General features: G+C 72.0%; 13 protein-coding genes. 3 read left to right on the top strand and 10 right to left on the bottom strand.

Features of this window, described 5'->3' with window-relative positions; genetic code table 11:
• The first annotated feature begins 12 nt into the window (after positions 1-12).
• The 3 genes from BM064_RS06950 (at position 13) to BM064_RS06940 (ending at position 2461) form a co-directional block, all read left to right on the top strand.
• A complete protein-coding gene (locus BM064_RS06950; RefSeq protein WP_092859029.1) occupies positions 13-786 on the top strand; it encodes a VOC family protein in 774 nt (257 codons plus the stop codon).
• A gap of 83 nt (positions 787-869) precedes the next feature.
• Positions 870-1649, top strand: a complete 780-nt coding sequence (locus BM064_RS06945) for an SDR family NAD(P)-dependent oxidoreductase (protein WP_092859028.1) — start codon at positions 870-872, stop codon at positions 1647-1649.
• 32 nt (positions 1650-1681) lie between these two features.
• Positions 1682-2461, top strand: coding sequence for an SDR family oxidoreductase (locus tag BM064_RS06940; protein WP_092859027.1), 780 nt, complete (start codon positions 1682-1684; stop codon positions 2459-2461).
• On the opposite strand, the gene BM064_RS06935 is transcribed toward BM064_RS06940, so the two are convergent.
• From BM064_RS06935 to BM064_RS06890, 10 genes are all read right to left on the bottom strand, one after another.
• The gene (locus tag BM064_RS06935; RefSeq protein WP_092859026.1) at positions 2436-3119 is read right to left on the bottom strand and encodes a DUF6629 family protein; all 684 of its coding nucleotides are present in this window, start codon (positions 3117-3119) and stop codon (positions 2436-2438) included. The genes BM064_RS06940 and BM064_RS06935 overlap by 26 nt on opposite strands.
• Before the next feature lie 258 nt (positions 3120-3377).
• Positions 3378-4373, bottom strand: a complete 996-nt coding sequence (locus BM064_RS06930) for a regulator of G-protein signaling domain-containing protein (RefSeq protein ID WP_092859025.1) — start codon at positions 4371-4373, stop codon at positions 3378-3380.
• 93 nt (positions 4374-4466) lie between these two features.
• The gene (locus BM064_RS06925; protein ID WP_177236170.1) at positions 4467-6044 is read right to left on the bottom strand and encodes an acyl-CoA carboxylase subunit beta; all 1578 of its coding nucleotides are present in this window, start codon (positions 6042-6044) and stop codon (positions 4467-4469) included.
• Positions 6045-6055: 11 nt separating this feature from the next.
• Complete coding sequence (locus BM064_RS06920; protein ID WP_092859023.1) at positions 6056-9373, bottom strand: carboxyl transferase domain-containing protein; 3318 nt, start codon at positions 9371-9373, stop codon at positions 6056-6058.
• A gap of 61 nt (positions 9374-9434) precedes the next feature.
• Entirely contained in the window at positions 9435-10457 is a 1023-nt protein-coding gene (locus BM064_RS06915) for an ABC transporter permease (protein ID WP_092859022.1), read from the bottom strand.
• Complete coding sequence (locus BM064_RS06910) at positions 10454-11413, bottom strand: ABC transporter permease (protein ID WP_218160970.1); 960 nt, start codon at positions 11411-11413, stop codon at positions 10454-10456. Before BM064_RS06910 ends, BM064_RS06915 begins: the two co-directional genes overlap by 4 nt.
• A gap of 69 nt (positions 11414-11482) precedes the next feature.
• Positions 11483-13069, bottom strand: coding sequence for an ABC transporter substrate-binding protein (locus BM064_RS06905; RefSeq protein ID WP_218160969.1), 1587 nt, complete (start codon positions 13067-13069; stop codon positions 11483-11485).
• A 102-nt stretch (positions 13070-13171) separates the two neighbouring features.
• Positions 13172-14764 (bottom strand): ABC transporter substrate-binding protein, encoded by a 1593-nt coding sequence (locus BM064_RS06900; RefSeq protein ID WP_092859021.1) that lies wholly within the window; start codon positions 14762-14764, stop codon positions 13172-13174.
• Positions 14765-14854: 90 nt separating this feature from the next.
• Positions 14855-15883: an ABC transporter ATP-binding protein gene (locus BM064_RS06895; protein WP_092859020.1), complete on the bottom strand. Its 1029-nt coding sequence runs from the start codon at positions 15881-15883 to the stop codon at positions 14855-14857.
• Positions 15880-16935 carry an ABC transporter ATP-binding protein gene (locus tag BM064_RS06890; protein WP_092859019.1) on the bottom strand — a complete coding sequence of 352 codons (1056 nt, stop codon included), beginning with the start codon at positions 16933-16935 and terminating at the stop codon, positions 15880-15882. Before BM064_RS06890 ends, BM064_RS06895 begins: the two co-directional genes overlap by 4 nt.
• Positions 16936-16965 lie beyond the last annotated feature (30 nt).

Genomic DNA, 16965 nt, shown 5'->3' with positions numbered 1-16965 from the left:
TGGGAGGCGCCCATGGGCATCCATCTGCGGCAGGTCGCGCTGGTCGCGCGCGAGCTGGCCCCGGTGATCGACGACCTCTGCGCCACGTTCTCGCTCAAGCGCGGGCACGTGGATCCGGAGGTCGGCAAATACGGGCTGGAGAACACGCTGATCGCCGTGGGCGCCCGCTTCCTGGAGGTGGTCGCCCCGATCCAGCCGGGCACGGCCGGCGGGCGGTATCTGGACCGGCGCGGCGGCGACGGGGGCTACATGGTGATCTGCCAGGTCCCCACGCTGGAGGAGCAGGCGGCGGTCCGTGCGCGGGCCGCCGAGGCGGGCGTGCGGGTCGCCCACGAGATCGACCGCAGGACCTGGAACATCATGCAGCTGCACCCCGCCGACATGGGGGCGGCGTTCCTGGAGGTCGACTGGGACGAGAAGGCCGACGTGGCCGGCAACTGGATGCCCGCGGGCGGCGAAAGCTGGCGCGAGGACGTGGCGACCGAGGTGATCTCGGACATCACCGGGGTCGAGCTGCAGTCCGAGGACCCCGCCGCGCTGGCCGCGAAATGGGCCGCGGTCTGCGGCCTGCCGGTGGAGCGCGAGGGGGGGATGCCGGTGATGCGCCTCGCCGACGCGCTGGTGAGGTTCGCCGAGGCGACGGACGGGCGGGGCCCGGGGCTTTCGGCCGTGCGGCTGCAGGCGGTGGACGCGGGCCGGGCCCGCGCCCAGGCCGAGGCCCGCGGGGTGCTGACCCCCGCGGGCGACATCATGATCGGCGGCGTGCGCTTCGACCTTCGGGACTGACCCCGAGGGCCGACGCGCGCCCGCATCCGGGCAGGACCGGCGCCAAGACCGGCCCGCCCTTTTCCATGGGAGGAGACGCCGCGATGGTGGAGACCCGACTGTTCGACCTGACGGGGAAGGTGGCGCTGCTGACGGGCGCCTCGAAGGGGATGGGCCGCGCGATGGCGGCGGGGCTGGCGGCCCATGGCGCGACGGTGGTGATCTCGTCGCGCAAGCAGGACCAGCTCGACGCGGCCGCGGCCGAGATCAACGCCGAGATCGGGGCGGATCGCGTCCACGCCGTCGCCGCCAACGCCGGCCGGCCGGCGGAGCTGGAGGCGCTGGTCGCGAAGACCCGCAGGATCGCCGGGCCCATCGACATCGTGGTGGGCAACGCCGGGGTGAACATCTTCTACGGCAAGATCTCCGAGATCCCGGACGCGGCCTATGAGAAGACCATGGCGACCAACGTGCAGGCCAACCTGTGGCTGGCGCGGCTGGTGGTCCCGGACATGATCGCGAAGGGCGCGGGCTCGATGATGTTCACGTCGTCGGTGGGGGCGTTCAAGCCCTCGGCGACGCTGGGGCTTTACGGGGTGTCGAAGCTGGCGCTGATCGGGCTGGTGCGCAATCTCGCGGCCGAGTTCGGGCCGCAGGGCGTGCGCGCCAACGCCATCTGCCCCGGCCTGATCCGCACCGACTTCGCCAAGGCCCTGTGGGACAACCCCGAGGCCGAGCGCCGCGCGAACGAGGACATCCCGCTGCGCCGGCTGGGCGAGCCGGAGGATTTCGCGGGGCTGGCGGTGTATCTCGCCTCGGACGCCAGCCGCTACATGACCGGGCAGGCGCTGACCGTCTGCGGCGGCTCCAACATGTGGACCTGACGGTCCGCGCCGAAGACGACAGGGAGAACGACATGGACGTGAAGGACCGCATCGTGGTGGTCACCGGCGCCGCCGGCGGCATCGGCAAGGCGCTGGCGGAGCGTTTCGCCAGGGCGGGCGCGAAGACCGTGGTCTGCGCCGACCTCGACGAGGCCGGCGCCAGGGCCACCGCCGAGGGGATCGGCGGCGTGGGGCGCAAGTGCGACGTCTCGAAGGAAGAGGACATCAAGGCGCTGATCGAGGAGGTCGAGGACCAGATCGGGCCCATCGACCTGTTCTGCGCCAACGCCGGGATCATCCAGCGCGGCGGGCTCGAGATCCCCAACGACGCCTGGCAGAAGATCTGGGAGGTCAACGTGATGCATCACGTCTGGGCCGCCCGGCACCTGGTCCCGCGGATGGCCGCGCGGGGGGGCGGGTATTTCCTCAACACCGCCTCGGCGGCGGGGCTGCTGAGCCAGGTGGGCTCGGCCTCCTACGCGGTGACCAAGCACGCGGCGGTGGGGTTCAACGAGTGGCTGGCCCTGACGCACGGGGACGACGGGATCCGCGTCTCGCTGCTGTGCCCGCAGGCGGTGGACACCAACATGGTGCGCGGCAACGAGGGGGGCGTCGCCTCGCAGGACGGGCTGCTGGCGCCGGAGAAGGTGGCCGACGAGTGCCTGCGCTGCATCGAGGAAGAGACCTTCCTGGTGCTGCCGCACCCCGAGGTGCTGGAGTACATGCGCAACAAGACCGCCAACTACGACCGCTGGATCGGGGGGATGAAGAAGCTCAACCGCCGCTTCAACCCGAAGGCCGCGGCCGAGTGATCGCCTGCGCCGCCCCCCGGCGGCGCAGCACCCCCCGCACCACCAGCAGGCTGCACAGGGCGGCGAAGAAGCACCAGACCGAGGGCAGGGTCTTCACCTCCCACGTCGCCGCCACCAGCGCGAAGGAGGCGGTCAGCGCCGCCCAGAACAGTCGCGCCTCGCGGTGCGAGGAGGCGAGCAGCGCGCTGGCGGCGACGGCGAGGTAGACGAACTCGATCCCCGGCGGGTAGTCGACGCCGACAAGGTAGGCCAGCCGCCCGTCCAGGACCTGCGGCGCGGCCGAGCCCGCCAGCGCCCGGCCGAGCAGGTAGACGCCCAGCGCCGCCCCCAGCACGGTCAGCCCGGAGAACAGCTGCGCGCGGCGGGGCTCCGTCTCCATCAGCCGTCCGGCGAGGGGGCCGGCGACGGGCCAGAAGCACAGGGCGAAGAACAGGAAGCCGGCGGTGGTCCAGGGCGCGAGGCCGGGCGGGAGCCGGCCCTCGACCCCCAGCCAGACCAGCCCCTCGAGCGCCTGCTGCAGGCCGAAGACCAGCGGGAAGGCGGCGAAGAGGGTCCAGCCGGGCCCGAGCCGCGCCCCGAGCGCGGCCCGCAGCGCGACCGCCCCGGCGCCGGTCAGCACCGCCGCCGCCGCGAAGCTCGCCGTCGCCGAGAAGCACATGGCCGATCCTCCCTCCCCCCAGCTTCGCGCAGAGGGAGGCGGGCCGCAATCGCCGCGGCGCCGGGAGGCGACGCGGCTGGAGATGGCCCGCCTGCGCCGCGCGGGGAGGCGGCGCGCCGGGAGGCGGCGCGGGGAGGTCATGCGACGGGAGGCGGAGCGAAGGCCCCCGGGGCGCGGGGAGACGCCGCGCCCCGGGCCGGCTGCGCGGGCCGGCCGCCTGCGGGAGCCGCGGGCGCCTGCGCGGCGAGGCGGGGGCGGTCAGGCGGGGGCGACGGCGCCGCCGATGGTGTAGGCCCGCTCCTCGCGCATCTTCTTCATCATCTTGACGAAGGTGATGCCCTCGATCGCCTGGTTCTTCTTCTGCCGCTCGGCCTTCTGGATCTGCACGTAGCGGCGCAGGGCGTCGGGGTCCTTGGCGACATGGGCCAGCACCATGTCGCTCAGCGCCCGGAGATCCTCGTCGCGGGTGATCAGCGTGAAGCCGCAGGCCTTCAGCTTGTCCTTCTTGAAGGTCACCTGCAGGCCGGCGACGTCGGCGATCTGCAGCTCGCCGGTCTCGGGGTCGAGATCGGCGGGCGCGTCGAGCGGGTCGATCTCGGTCTCCACCGCGCGGGGATCGGCCTCGAGGTCGGCGGGCTTGCGGGCGTAGCCGTCGCGGACCAGCATCCGGTTGAACAGGTACGGGTCCATCTTCCGGTTCTCGGCCGCGAGCATCTTGCGGCAGGCGCCGAGGGTCAGCGTCTCGCCCTTCGCCTCGAAGGCGGCGATGTAGGCCTGCAGGACCTGGGGCGACTTGAAGCCGAAGGTGGTCGCCGCGCGCTGCCACAGCGGCGGCGGCGGGGGATCGGCGACCTCCTGGGCCACGTCGGCGCGCGCGCCGCCGCGGCGTTCGTGATGCTTGAGGAAGGCGTCGGATTTCCAGAACCGCGTCAGCGAGTCGTTGGTCATCACCTTCCTGACCTCCTCCCGCGCGTCGGAGATCAGGCGGACCCACTCGACATTGTCCCAGTCGCCCGCGGCGGCGAGCTCGTCCATCGGCTCGCGCTGCGCGGAGCTGATGTTGATCTGGTGCTTCGCGCCGAGCTGGATGAACACCGGATAGGTCGCCCGGGGATCGAAGCCGCCCAGGTAGAACAGAAGGTTCTCCGGGCTCAGCTCCGCCACCAGGTGGTTGAAGAAGACCTTCACGAAGGTGCTGTCCGCCACGATCGTGTCGATCGTGTCGGGGTAGGTGTGCGCGCCGAAGCGTTTCATGCGGGGGCTCCCTCGGGCTCCGTTCTTTTCGGTGCCCATGGGTGCGCGCGGCGGCCCGTCGGGTTCAGGGCCGCCGCGGATTTTCCGTGGCGCCTACGGAAGGTAGGCCATGCGGGAGCGGCCGAGCTGGCGCAGCAGGACGCGCTGCGCCTCCTCGACGAACTCGCAGACGCGGGCGCGGGTGTCGCGGGGGTCGATGATGTCCTGGCCGGTCGCCTCGGCCGTGCGCAGGGGGTTGGCGATGGCGGTGAGGCGGGCCTCGATTTCAAGGCGCCTGGCCTCGGGGTCGGGGGCGGCCTCGATCTCGGCGCGGTAGGCGGCCGAGACGCCGCCCGCGATATGCATCGAGCCCCAGTTGGCCGAGGGCCAGGCCATGCGCTGGAACATGCCCGAGGCGCGGTGGTGGCACTGCCCCGCCACGCCGTAGAGCCGGCCCATGACCACCGTGCACCAGGGCATGGTGGTCAGGCAGACGGTGGAGACCATGCGCGCCCCTGCCCGCTCGATCCCCTGCTTTTCCGATTCCAGCCCCACCAGGAACCCCGGCTCGTCCGCCAGCGAGATCAGGGGCAGGTTGAACAGGTCGCACAGCTGCATCAGGCGCATGGCCTTGGCGCCGGCATGGGCGTCCGTCGCGCCGCCGAGCGCGCGCGGGTTGTTGATCATGATCCCCACCGGATAGCCGTTGAAACGGGCGAGGCCGGTGATGCGGGATTTGCCGTAGAGGGGCGCGATCTCGAAGAAGGACTCCCGGTCGACGATGGCCTTCAGGATGGCGCGGGAGTCGTAGACCTTGCGGCGGTCCTTCGGCATCGCCTCCAGCAGCCAGTCCTCGCGCCGCTCGGGGTCGTCGTCGGTCTCGAGGCGGGGGGCCATCTCGTCGCGCGACTGGGGGAGGTAGCTCAGCCAGGTGCGGATCTGCTCCATCGCCTCGGCCTCGGTGGCCGCGACGTTGTCGATGCAGCCGGAGACGCGGGTGTGGATCTGGTCGCCGCCCAGCTCCTCCTTGGTGATGTCGAGGCCGAAGGCGGCCTTCACCACCGGCGGGCCGCCCGGGAAGATCTGGGAGATGCCCTTCACCATCACCGAGAAATGCGACATCGGCGCCTGCACCGCCGGCAGGCCGGCGACCGAGCCGAGCACGGCGGAGGCCACCGGAACCTCCTGCAGCAGCTCCACCTCGGGGGCGATGTAGTCGTTGCCGTCGGGGAGGTAGGTGCGGCCCAGCGCCTCGAAGCCGCGGACCGAGCCGCCGACCGCATCCAGCAGGCGGATGTAGGGGAGGCGCCATTGCAGGGCCTTCTTGGCCGAGCCGATCTCCTGCCCCAGGCCGCCCCGCGTGCCGCGGCCGGAGCCGCCTTTGACGGTGAAGTCGCCCGCGGTGACCACGACCTTGCGGCCGCGGACCTTCGCCGAGCCCTCGATCAGGCCCTTGGGGGTGAACTCCACCAGCTCCTCGCCGTCGTAGACGGCATCGGCCGAGAAGGGGTGGATCTCGCGGAAGCTGCCGGGGTCGGCGAACATCTCCAGCCGCTCGCGCGCGGTGAGCTTGCCGCGGGCGTGGTGGCGGGCGATGTTGGCCTCGCCCCCCATCTGGCGCATCCGGGCGCGGCGGGCGTCGAGCGCCTCGACCTCCGGGCCCCAGCCTTTGGGCTCTTCGTCTCTGGGCATCGTTTCCTCCCTCACCAGGCGTCCACGAAGGGGCGCTTGCGGCCCGACATCGGCGGGCGCAGGCGCGTCGAGCGCAGGCCGCCGAGGATCCATTTGCGGGTCTCCACCGGGTCGATCACGGCGTCGACCTCCAGGGTCTCGGCGACCTTGATCGCCTTGCCCTGCTGGTACATCTCGTCGAGGAGGCGGTCGTAGAGGGCCTGCTTCTCCTGCGGGTCCTCGACCGCATCCAGCTCCTTGCGGTAGCCGAGCCGCACGGCGCCTTCGAGGCCCATGGGGCCGAACTCGCCCGTCGGCCAGGCGACGGTGAAGAAGTCGTCGTAGGTGCCGCCGGCCAGCATCGCCTGGGCGCCCAGCCCGTAGCACTTGCGCAGGACCACGCCGAAGACGGGCACGGTCAGCGAGCGGGCGGTGACGAACATCCGGCAGACATGGCGCACGAGGCCGGTCTTCTCGGCCTCGGGTCCCACCATGAAGCCGGGGCTGTCGCAGAGCGAGATCAGCGGCACGTCGAAGGCGTCGCAGAGCTGCATGAAGCGGCTGGCCTTGTCCGCCGCCGGGCCGTCGATGGCGCCGCCGAGGTGCTTGGGGTTGTTGGCGATGATGCCGAAGGGCTTGCCCTCGATCCGGATGAAGGCGGTGACGATGCCGACGCCGAACTCGGGGCGCAGCTCCAGCACCGAGTCCACGTCCGCCATGCCGTGGATCGCGTCGCGCACCTCGTAGGAGCGCAGGCGGTTCTCGGGCACCACGTGGCGCAGGCGGCGGGCGTCGGGGGCTTCCCAATCGGGGACCGGGCCCTGGAAGTAGGAGAGGTACTTGCGGGCCATGGCGCAGGCCTCGGCCTCGTCCTTGACGCGGATGTCGACGACGCCGTTCTTCGACTGCACGTCGATGGGGCCGATCTCCTCGGGGGCGTAGACGCCCAGGCCCCCGCCCTCGATCATCGCGGGGCCGGCCATGCCGATGTTGGAGCTCTCGTCGGCGATGATCACGTCGCAGCAGCCGAGGAACGCCGCGTTGCCCGCGAAGCAGCGGCCGGAGACGACGCCGACCAGCGGCACCTGGCCCGAGAGCTCCGCGAAGGCGGTGAAGGTGCGGTTGGAGATGCCGGCGTAGGTGGAGCGCTCGGTGTCGCCGGGGCGCCCGCCGCCGCCCTCGGCGAAGAGGACCACGGGGATCGACCACTCCTTCGCCAGGTGGAAGATGCGGTCGAGCTTGCGGTGGTGGCGCTGCCCCTGGGTGCCCGCGAGCACCATGTAGTCGGCGACCGCGAAGGCGCAGCGGCCGAGGTCTTCGCCGACCTGCTCGCTGTTCACCAGGCCGATGCCGGTCAGGATGCCGTCGCCCGAGGTGTTCTTGCGCAGGTCGTCCAGCGTGCGGCGCTGTCGCTGGGCGGCGATGGCGGTCTCGCCGTACTCGAGGAACGTGCCGGGGTCGCAGACCTGGGCGAGGTTCTCGCGGCCGGTCTGGTGGCCCCGGGCGTGGCGCTTGGCGACGGCCTCGGGGCGGTTCTCGTCGCGGCCGTAGGCGTTGCGCTCCAGCGCCTCGGCGAGGTCGGGGCGGATCAGGTCGAGGTCGATCTCCTCCTCGGCGGCGATGGCGTCGCCGGCGTCCTCGGAGGGTTCGATCACCAGGATCGGCGCGCCGTCCATCAGGGTGACGCCGGGCTGGGCCATGACCCGGCGGACCGTGCCGGAGTGGGGGGCGACGACCACGTGCTCCATCTTCATGGCTTCGAGCACGGCCACCTGTTGGCCGGCGGCGACCGTGTCGCCCGTCTCGACGGAGACGGAGAGGACGGTGGACTGCATGGGCGCCGTCACCGCGCCCTCGGGGATCGAGCCGGGGGCGGCGGAGGCGTCCTCCAGCGGGGCTTCGCTCTCGAAGAAGAGCGGCGGGGAGATCGCGGCGGCGGCGGCGTGCAGGGCCCTGGCCTCGGCCTCGATGAAGCGGGTGGTGACGGTGTTGGCGCGGACCTCCGGGCGGGCCAGGAGGGCGCGCAGCCAGGGGAGGTTGGTGTCCAGGCCCTCGATGCGGAACTCGGCCGCCGCGCGCTCGGCGCGGGAGAGGGCGGAGGGCCAGTCGGCGCCGTGCACGATCACCTTCGCCAGCAGGCTGTCGAAGCCGGTGGAGGTCTTGAAGCCGGCGTAGGCGAAGCCGTCGACGCGCACGCCCGCGCCGGCGGGCGGCTCGTAGGCGCGGATCGTGCCGGAGGCGGGTTTCGCCGCCGCCGTCTCGTCCATCCGCTCCATGTTCACGCGCAGCTGGATGGCGTGGCCCTTGGGGGCGGGGACCGCCGTCTGGGTCAGGCCGAGGTCGGCCAGGGTGCGGCCGCGGGCGATCTCGATCTGCAGGGCGACGAGGTCGAGGCCGGTGACGGCCTCGGTCACCGTGTGCTCGACCTGGATGCGGGGGTTGGCCTCGATGAAGAAGATCTCGCCGGTCTCGGCGTCCATCAGGAATTCGAAGGTGCCGAGGCTGCGGTAGTTGGCGGAGGAGGCCAGGTTGAGGGCGTGGGCGCAGAGGGCCTCGCGGGTCGCGGCCGGCAGGGTCGGCGAGGGGGCGATCTCGACGACCTTCTGGTGGCGGCGCTGGAGGGTGCATTCCCGCTCGCCCAGGTGGATGCAGGCGCCGGTTCCGTCGCCGAGCACCTGCACCTCGAGGTGGCGGGCGGCGGGGAGGAAGCGCTCGACGTAGACGGCCGGGTCGCCGAAGGCGCCCTTGGCCTCGGAGCGGCAGCGGGTCCAGGCGTCCTCGATCTCGGCGGCCTCGCGGACCACGCGCATCCCCCGGCCGCCGCCGCCGGCGACGGCCTTGATCAGCATCGCGGCGCCGTCCGGGAGCTGGTCGAAGAAGGCGCGGGCGCCTTGCAGGTCCGTATCTTCCGCCGTGCCGGGCAGGATCGGGACGCCGACCTCCTGCGCGCGGCGCTTGGCGGAGACCTTGTCGCCCAGCAGGGCGAGCTGCTCGGGCGTGGGGCCGACGAAGACGAGGCCCGCGGCCTCGACGGCGCGGGCGAAGGCGGTGTTCTCGGACAGGAACCCGTAGCCGGGGTGGACGGCGTCGGCGCCGGTGGCGCGGGCGGCCTCGATCACGGCCTCGACCGAGAGGTAGGCGCGGGCGCCGACGCCCGACAGCGCGTGGGCGGCGTCGGCGCGGCGGACGTGGAGGGACTTGGCGTCGTCCTGCGAGTGGATGGCGACGCTCTCGACGCCCAGGTCGGCGGCGGTGCGCTGGATGCGCAGGGCGATCTCGCCGCGGTTGGCGATCAGCAGGCGGGACAGGGTGGCGGCGCGGGGGGCGGACGCGGGCTGCGCGGAGGGCATGCGGCGGGGTCTCCAGAAGGTCGGGGCGGCGCGCCCCGGGAGGGGGGCGCGCCGGGAAGGGTCAGCGCTTGCCGGAAGTCGGGTCCATCGCCTCGCGCAGGCTCTCGCCCAGCGTGTTGAAGGCGAGCGCGGTCGCGAGGATCGCGAGGCCGGGGGCGTACATCTGCTCGGGCGCGATCTGCATGTAGAGGTAGGCGCGCGCGATCATGCCGCCCCAGGAGGGCTCGGGCGGCTGCATGCCCAGGCCCAGGAACGACAGCGACGCCTCGGCCAGCAGGGCCACGGCCATCAGCAGGGTCATCTGCACCAGCACCGGCTGGATGGCGTTGGGCAGGACGTGCTTCCACAGGATCCGGGTCGGCGAGGCGCCGAAGCAGCGGGCGGCGTCGACGTAGAGCTCCTGCTTCAGGACCAGGGTGCGGGCGCGGGCCAGCCGCGCCAGCTGGGGGGCGAAGACGATGCCCACCGAGATCATCGCGTTGGTCAGGCCGATGCCGAGCACGCCGGTGACGGCGATGGCGAGCACGATGGCGGGAAAGCTCAGGAAGGTGTCGATGATGCGCGAGATGGCGTCGTCGACCCAGCCGCCGGCATAGCCCGCGATCAGGCCCACGGGGATGCCCAGGATCGCGGCCACCCCGACCGCGAGGAAGGCCGCGTAGACCGAGGCCGAGGCGCCATGGATCAGGCGGCTGAACACGTCGCGGCCCAGGTCGTCGGTGCCCAGGATGTAGTCCGGCGACGGCGGCATCAGGATGACGTTGTAGTCCTGCAGCGTCGGGTCGTAGGGCGAGATCCAGGGCGCGAAGATCGAGCAGCCGACGATGGTCAGCAGCACGATCAGCGCCACCACCGCGAACGGGTCGTCGGCGCCCCAGTCGCGGACCTTGCGGCCGAAGGAACGGCGGCTGGGCGGGACGTCGGCGACGGAGTAGCTCGCCGGCCGGGCCGCGGCCTGGGCCTGGGCGACGGCGCTCGGCGAGGCCGCGCGCGCGGCCGCGACGGCCGAGGGCGCGGGGTCCGCGTCGGGCGAGCTCCCGGAGGAGGTCTCGCCGGCGTGGAGGGAGCGGGGCGCGGAGGTCATTTCTGGCCGATCCTCGGGTCAAGCACGCTGTAGAGCATGTCCGTGATCAGGTTCACGGTGATCACCGTCAGCACCATCATCAGCACCACGCCCTGAACCACGGGGAAGTCCCGCTGCAGGGTGGCGTTGACCATCGTGGTGCCCATGCCGGGGATGGCGAAGACCGCCTCCACGACGACGGTGGCCGCGAGCGTGCGGTTCACCAGCAGCGAGATCACGGTGAGCAGGTTCACCGAGACGTTGCGCAGCCCGTGGCGCCACAGCATGGCCCGCGGGTGCAGGCCCTTGGCGTGCAGGGTGCGGAAGTGCTGGGACTGCAGGATCTCCACGAGGGAGGAGCGCAGCTGGCGCGCCACCTCGGCGACGCCGGAGGCGGCGAGCGCCACGGCGGGAAGGGTGGCGTGGGAGACGGCGGCGAAGAAATCCTCCTGCGGGGGGACGAAGCCGGTGGCGGGCAGCCAGGCGCGGTTCAGCGCGAAGGCGCCAACGAAGATCATCGCCAGCCAGAAGTTCGGCAGCGCCACGCCCACCGAGGAGAAGGTCATCACGAACTTGTCGACCCAGGTGTTGGGCCGGCTCGCGGCCAGCACGCCCAGCGGCACGCCCAGCACGATCGAGATCACGATCGCATAGGCGACGATGAACAGCGTGTTGGGGAACACCCGCGCGATGGTGGTCGAGATCTCCTCGCCCGAGAGCAGCGACTGCGAGAGGTCGCCCTGCAGCGCGCCGAGCACCCAGTCGCCGTATTGCACCAGCAGCGGGCGGTTCAATCCGTAGATCTCGCGGATCTCGGCGATGCGTTCGTCGGTCGCCTGCTCGCCTGCCAGCACCACGGCGACGTCGCCGGGCAGCAGCTTCATCAGCATGAAGACGGAGAAGGTGGCCAGGAACAGCACCGGGATCGCCTGCAGCAGGCGGCGGCGCAGCATCCGGCGCTGGAGGGGGTTGAGCACGTCGAACCTTCCGATCTCGGGGGGACAGGGGGCGCCGCGCGGGGGATCCCGCGCGGCGCGGTTTCGGCCTCAGCCGACCTTCACTTCGCGGAACTTGGGCTTGCCCAGCAGGTTCGGCAGGAAGCCCGTGACCTTGTCGGTGGCCACGTTGACCTCGTAGCGGACCGAGAGGGTGATCGCCAAAGCGTCGCGCATGACGATGGTCTGGAGCTTGTCGAACGCGGCCGCGCGCTCGGCCTGGTCGGAGGTCGCGCGGCTCTGCGCCAGGGCCTCGGCGAAGCCCTCGGGCGGAGGGGTGCGGCCGGGGTTGTAGAACGAGTTCTCCGAGAACAGCAGGTCGTAGGTCTGGGTCGGATCGGGTCGCCCGGTCCAGGCCGAGAGCATGGAATCCCCCGACTTCTCCTTGCCCATGAAGCGCGAGACGATGTCGGGCACCGGCCCGTTGCGGAAGCTGCCGCGCACGTTGATCTTGGAGAGCTGCTCGAGCACCACCTCCTGGCGCTGCACGAAGGCCTGGTCGGTGTAGCTCACGAAGTCGATCTCGAACCCGCTCTCGAGCCCGGCCTCCTTGAGCAGGAACTTCGCCTTGTCGAGGTCGAAATAGACATGCTCGGCCGCGGCCTCGGAATAGGCCCAGTGGGCCTGGGGGAGGAACATGCGTGCGGGCTCGCCGACGCCGGCCTGGGTGGCCTGCACGTAGGCCTCGCGGTCGATGGCGAGCTGCAGGGCCTGGCGGACCTTCACGTCCTGCAGCGGCCCGCGGGAGCGGTTGAGGTAGAGCTGGAAGATGTAGACCGTCGGCCCCTCGACCAGCCTCAGGTTCGGCAGCCGCTCGATCAGGGTCTTCTGCGACTCGGACAGCGAATAGGCGAGGTCCGACTGGCCCGACTGCACCGCGCGCATGGCGGTGGCGCGTTCGGGGGTGATGGTCATCACCAGGTTGTCCATCGCCGGCTGGCCGTCGCGCCAGTAGGTCTCGTTGCGCGTGCCCTCGACCTTGTCGTGGTCGGTCCAGGAGACGAATTTCCACGGACCCGCGCCGACCGCGTTGCGGTTGACGTTGGCCTCGGGGTCGTTGTTCAGCGCGGTCGGCGAGACCATCATGCCCGCGCGGTCCGAGAGGATCAGCGGCAGGGCCGTGTCGGGCTGCTTGAGGCGGATGGTGACCTCGAACTCGCCGGTGGCCTCGGTGCTCTCGATCGTGGCGAGGTCGGGCTTGACGTTGGAGGTCTCGGCCGAGCGGTTGCGCTCGAGGTTGAAGACCACCGCCTCGGCGTTGAAGGGCGAGCCGTCATGGAAGGTCACGCCTTCCTCGAGGGTCAGCACCAGGGTGGTGGGATCGGTGAACGCCCAGGCCTTGGCGAGGCTGGGGATCGGGGCGAGCGTGTCGAAGTCCCACTCGATCAGCGTGTCGTAGAAGTTCCACAGATAGACGTGGTCGCCGCCGTTGCCGCCGATCGCGGGGTCCATCGACGAGGGGTTGGTGTAGCTGGAGATGCGCAGCGTGGTCCCCGACTGGGCGGCCGCCATGCGCGGCAGGCCCAGCGCGCCGACGCCGGCCGCGGCGGCGGCCCCGGCCAGGAACTGGCGGCGACGCAGCGGGGGAAGGTGCGCGAGCATCCCCTCGGCTTTCAGTTTCGCGAGCTTGTCATCCATCGATCGTCCTCCCTGTGGGGGCCCGCGCCGTCTTCGCGGCTGTTTCGGGCGGGATCCGCGCGCCCGGGTCCGGGCGCGCGGGGCGGCGTGCGGAGCGGGCGCTCAGCCCAGTCCGACGTGCAGGAACTTCGGCTTGCCCAGCAGGTTGGCCGAGTAGCCCTGAACCTTGGTCGACAGCGCGTCGACCTCGTAGCGGATGCTCAGCGGGATGGTCAGGGCGGCGTCCATGACCAGCGCCTGCGCGCGGCCCAGCGCCGCCGCCCGCTCGGCCTGGTCGGCGGTGGCGCGGCTGTCGGCCATCGCCGCCTCGAACCCCTCGGGGGGCGCGACGCGGCCGGGGTTGTAGTAGGAGCTTTCCGAGTAGAGCAGCGAGTAGGTCAGGCTCGGGTCCGGCCGCCCGGTCCAGGCCGAGAGCAGCACGTCGCCCGCCTTCTCGGCCGAGAAGAAGCGCGACGAGGTCTCGGCGATGGTGCCGTTGGTGAAGCGCCCGGTGATGTTGAGCTTGCCGAGCTGCTGGAGGATCACCTCCGAGCGCTGCACCGAGGCCTGGTCCGTGTAGCCGCGGAAGTCGAGCTCGAAGCCGCCCTCGACGCCGGCCTCCTTCATCAGCGCCCTGGCGCGGTCGAGGTCGTGCTGGGTGTATTTCGCCGCCTCTTCCGACCAGGCCCAGTGCGCCTGGGGCAGGTTCATCCACGCCGGCTCGCCCACGCCCGCCTGGGTCGCCTTCACCCAGTCCTCGCGGTCCACCGCCATCGTGATCGCCTTGCGGATCCGCGGATCGGAGAGCGGCCCGCGCGAGGCGTTGAGATAGAGCTGGTAGACGTAGAGCGTCGGGCCGAAGGCGAGCTCCAGCGTCGGCATCTTCTCGATCAGCACCTTCTGCTGCTCGGAGATCTGGTAGGCGATGTCGGCCTGCCCGGATTGCGCGGCGCGCAGCGCGGTGGCGCGCTCGGGGATGATCTGCAGCTCGATGCTCTCGACCTTGGGGATGCCCTCGCGCCAGTGGTCGGGGTTGGCCGCGCCCGAGACCTTGTCGCCGTCCGTCCAGGCGGTGAAGGTCCAGGGGCCGGTGCCGACCGGGGCGCGGTCGACCTTCGCCTCGGGGTCGTTGCCGAGGGCGGCGGGGGAGACCATCATGCCCGCCCGGTCCGACAGGATCAGCGGCAGCGCGGTGTCGGGGGCGGAGAGCTTGAGCGTCACCTCGTGCTCGCCCGTCGCCTCGACCGTCTCGACGTTGGCGAGGTCGTTCTTGATGTTCGACAGCTCCGCGGTGCGGTTGCGCTGGAGGTTGAACGCCACCGCGGCCGCGTCGAAGGGCGTGCCGTCGTGGAAGGTCACGCCCTGGCGCAGGGTGAAGACCAGGGTCTGGGGGTCGGTGAACTCCCAGCTCTCCGCGAGCCCGGGCTGGGGCGCGAGGGTCGCGAAGTCCCAGTCCACCAGCGTGTCGTAGAAGCAGTAGAGGAACACGTGGTCCGAGCCCGCGCCGCCGGTGGCGGGGTCGAGGCTGGAGGGGTTGGCGTTGGCCACCACCCGCAGGTGGCCCGAGGGCGCCGCGCCGGCGCGCAGCGGAACCCCCGCCGCGCCGAGCGCCGAGAGCGCCGCCGCGCCCGCCAGGAACTGGCGGCGCCGAAGCTGCGGGAGACGGGCGAGCAGGCCCTGTTCGTGCGGGCCGTGCGTCTTGGACCTGTCGGTCATCTGGGTCTTCTCCTCCTGGATCCGCGCGAGCGTCTTCGTGGCGCTCCTGCGGGGTCGACGGGGGCGGGGGCCGCTCTCCCCCGCCCGCCGTCAGTCGTGTTCGCCCGCCGCCGGCGGCGCCTCGATCCCGTGGGGCGTGGCGAAATGGCAGGCGACGTAGTGGTCGGGGCGCAGCTCGCGCCACTCCGGGACCTCGGCCGCGCAGCGCGCCTGCGCCCAGGGGCAGCGGGTGCGGAAGCGGCAGCCCGAAGGCGGGTCGACGGGGCTGGGGATCTCGCCCTTCAGGTCGATGCGGCGCGCCTCGCGCAGATGCGCGGGCAGCGGGCGCGGCTCGGCCGAGAGCAGCGCGGTGGTGTAGGGGTGCAGCGGGCGCTCGGTCACGGCCTCGGCCGGGCCGACCTCCATGAACCGGCCCAGGTAGGTCACCGCGATGCGGTCCGAGACCTGGGCCACCACCGCGATATCGTGGGCGATGAAGGCGTAGGCGATGCCGAAGTCGCGCTGCAGGTCGGCGAAGAGGTTCAGGACCTCGCCGCGGATCGAGACGTCGAGGGCCGCCACCACCTCGTCGCAGACGATCAGGCGGGGGTTGAGGGGCAGCAGGCGGGCGATGTTGGCGCGCTGCTTCTGCCCGCCCGAGAGCTCGTGGGGGTAGCGGCCCAGCATCTCGGCGCGCAGGCCCACGCGCTCCATGCTGTCCTGCGCCTTGCGGCGCATCTCGTCCTCGGAGACGCCGCCGCGGATGCGGAGCGGCTCGGTCAGGCTCTCCATCAGGGTCATGCGGGGGTTCAGCGCCGCGTGGGGGTCCTGGAAGACGATCTGGTAGGCCTGGCGGGCGGTCCGACGCTCCCGCCGCGGGACGGAGTTCAGGGTGCGGCCGTCGAGCTCGACCACCCCCTCGGTCGCGTCGAGCAGCCCCACCAGCGCCCGGCCGATGGTCGACTTGCCCGAGCCGCTCTCGCCGATGATCCCGAAGGTCTCGGCGGGGCGGATCTCGAAGTCGACGCCGTCCACGGCCTTCACCGTGTCGGAGCCGTCGAGCGAGGGGAACAGGATGCGCAGGCCCTGGACGCGGACGACGGGCTGCTGGAGGTCGGCGGAGGAAGGGGCGAGGGTCAATCCACGGCTCCCGGCAAGGTCAGTTCTTCCGTGCGGCGGCAGCGCGCGCGGCGCTGGGGGCCGACGTCGGTCAGCACCTGCGGCCGCTCGCAGCCCGCCTCGGCGAAGCCGCAGCGGTCGCGGAAGCGGCAGCCTTCGGGCATCGCCATCGGCGAGGGCACGCGGCCCGGGATGAAGGCGAAGGAGCGGCGCCCGTCCTCACCCAGCCCGCGGTTGAGCTGGGGCAGCGAGCGCAGGAGCCCCGAGGTGTAGGGGTGACGCGGGCGCATCAGCGCCTCGTCGACCGGCGCGTCCTCGACCACCTGGCCCGCGTACATGGTGATCATGCGCGTGCAGGTCTCGGCCACCACGCCGAGGTCGTGGGTGATGAACAGGAGCGCGGTGCCGGTGTCCTCCGACAGGCGCGCCAGCAGGTCCATGATCTGGGCCTGGATGGTGACGTCGAGCGCGGTGGTCGGCTCGTCGGCGATGATCAGCTCGGGGCGGCAGACCAGCGCCATGGCGATCATCGCGCGCTGGCGCATCCCGCCCGAGAGCTGGTGGGGGTATTCCTGGGCGCGGCGGGCGGGGGCGGGGATGCCGACCTCGGCCAGCGCCTCGATCACCCGCTCGCGCTCCTCGGCCTTGCTCACCGGCTTGTGGATGCGAAGCGCCTCGCCGATCTGCTCGCCGATGGTGAACACGGGGTCGAGCGCGGTCATCGGCTCCTGGAAGATCATCGCGATCTTGGCGCCCCGCAGCCGGCGCATCCGCGAGGGCGAGGCCTTGAGCAGGTTCTCGCCGTCGAGCATCACCTGCCCGTCGATCCGCGCCGTCGGGGGCAGCAGGCGCATCAGGGCGAGGCCGGTGACGGTCTTGCCGCAGCCGCTCTCGCCCACCAGGCCCACGCGTTCGCCGCGGGCGATGTCGAAGCCCACGCCCTCGGTCACCCGCACGCCGCCGAAGCCGCGTCGGGGCCCGAAGGCGATGCCCAGGTCGCTGACCGAAAGCAGCGGGGCGGCGGCGGTCGAGGGACGCGTCGCGGCCTCGACCAGTCCTGCGTCGGCGCTCATTCGGCCGACCTGCCCTGCGCGTCGCGCTGT

The organism is Albimonas pacifica (assembly GCF_900113695.1).
In the GTDB taxonomy this organism is placed as follows: Bacteria; Pseudomonadota; Alphaproteobacteria; order Rhodobacterales; family Rhodobacteraceae; genus Albimonas; species Albimonas pacifica.
This window is presented reverse-complemented; position numbering and strand designations above follow the sequence as displayed.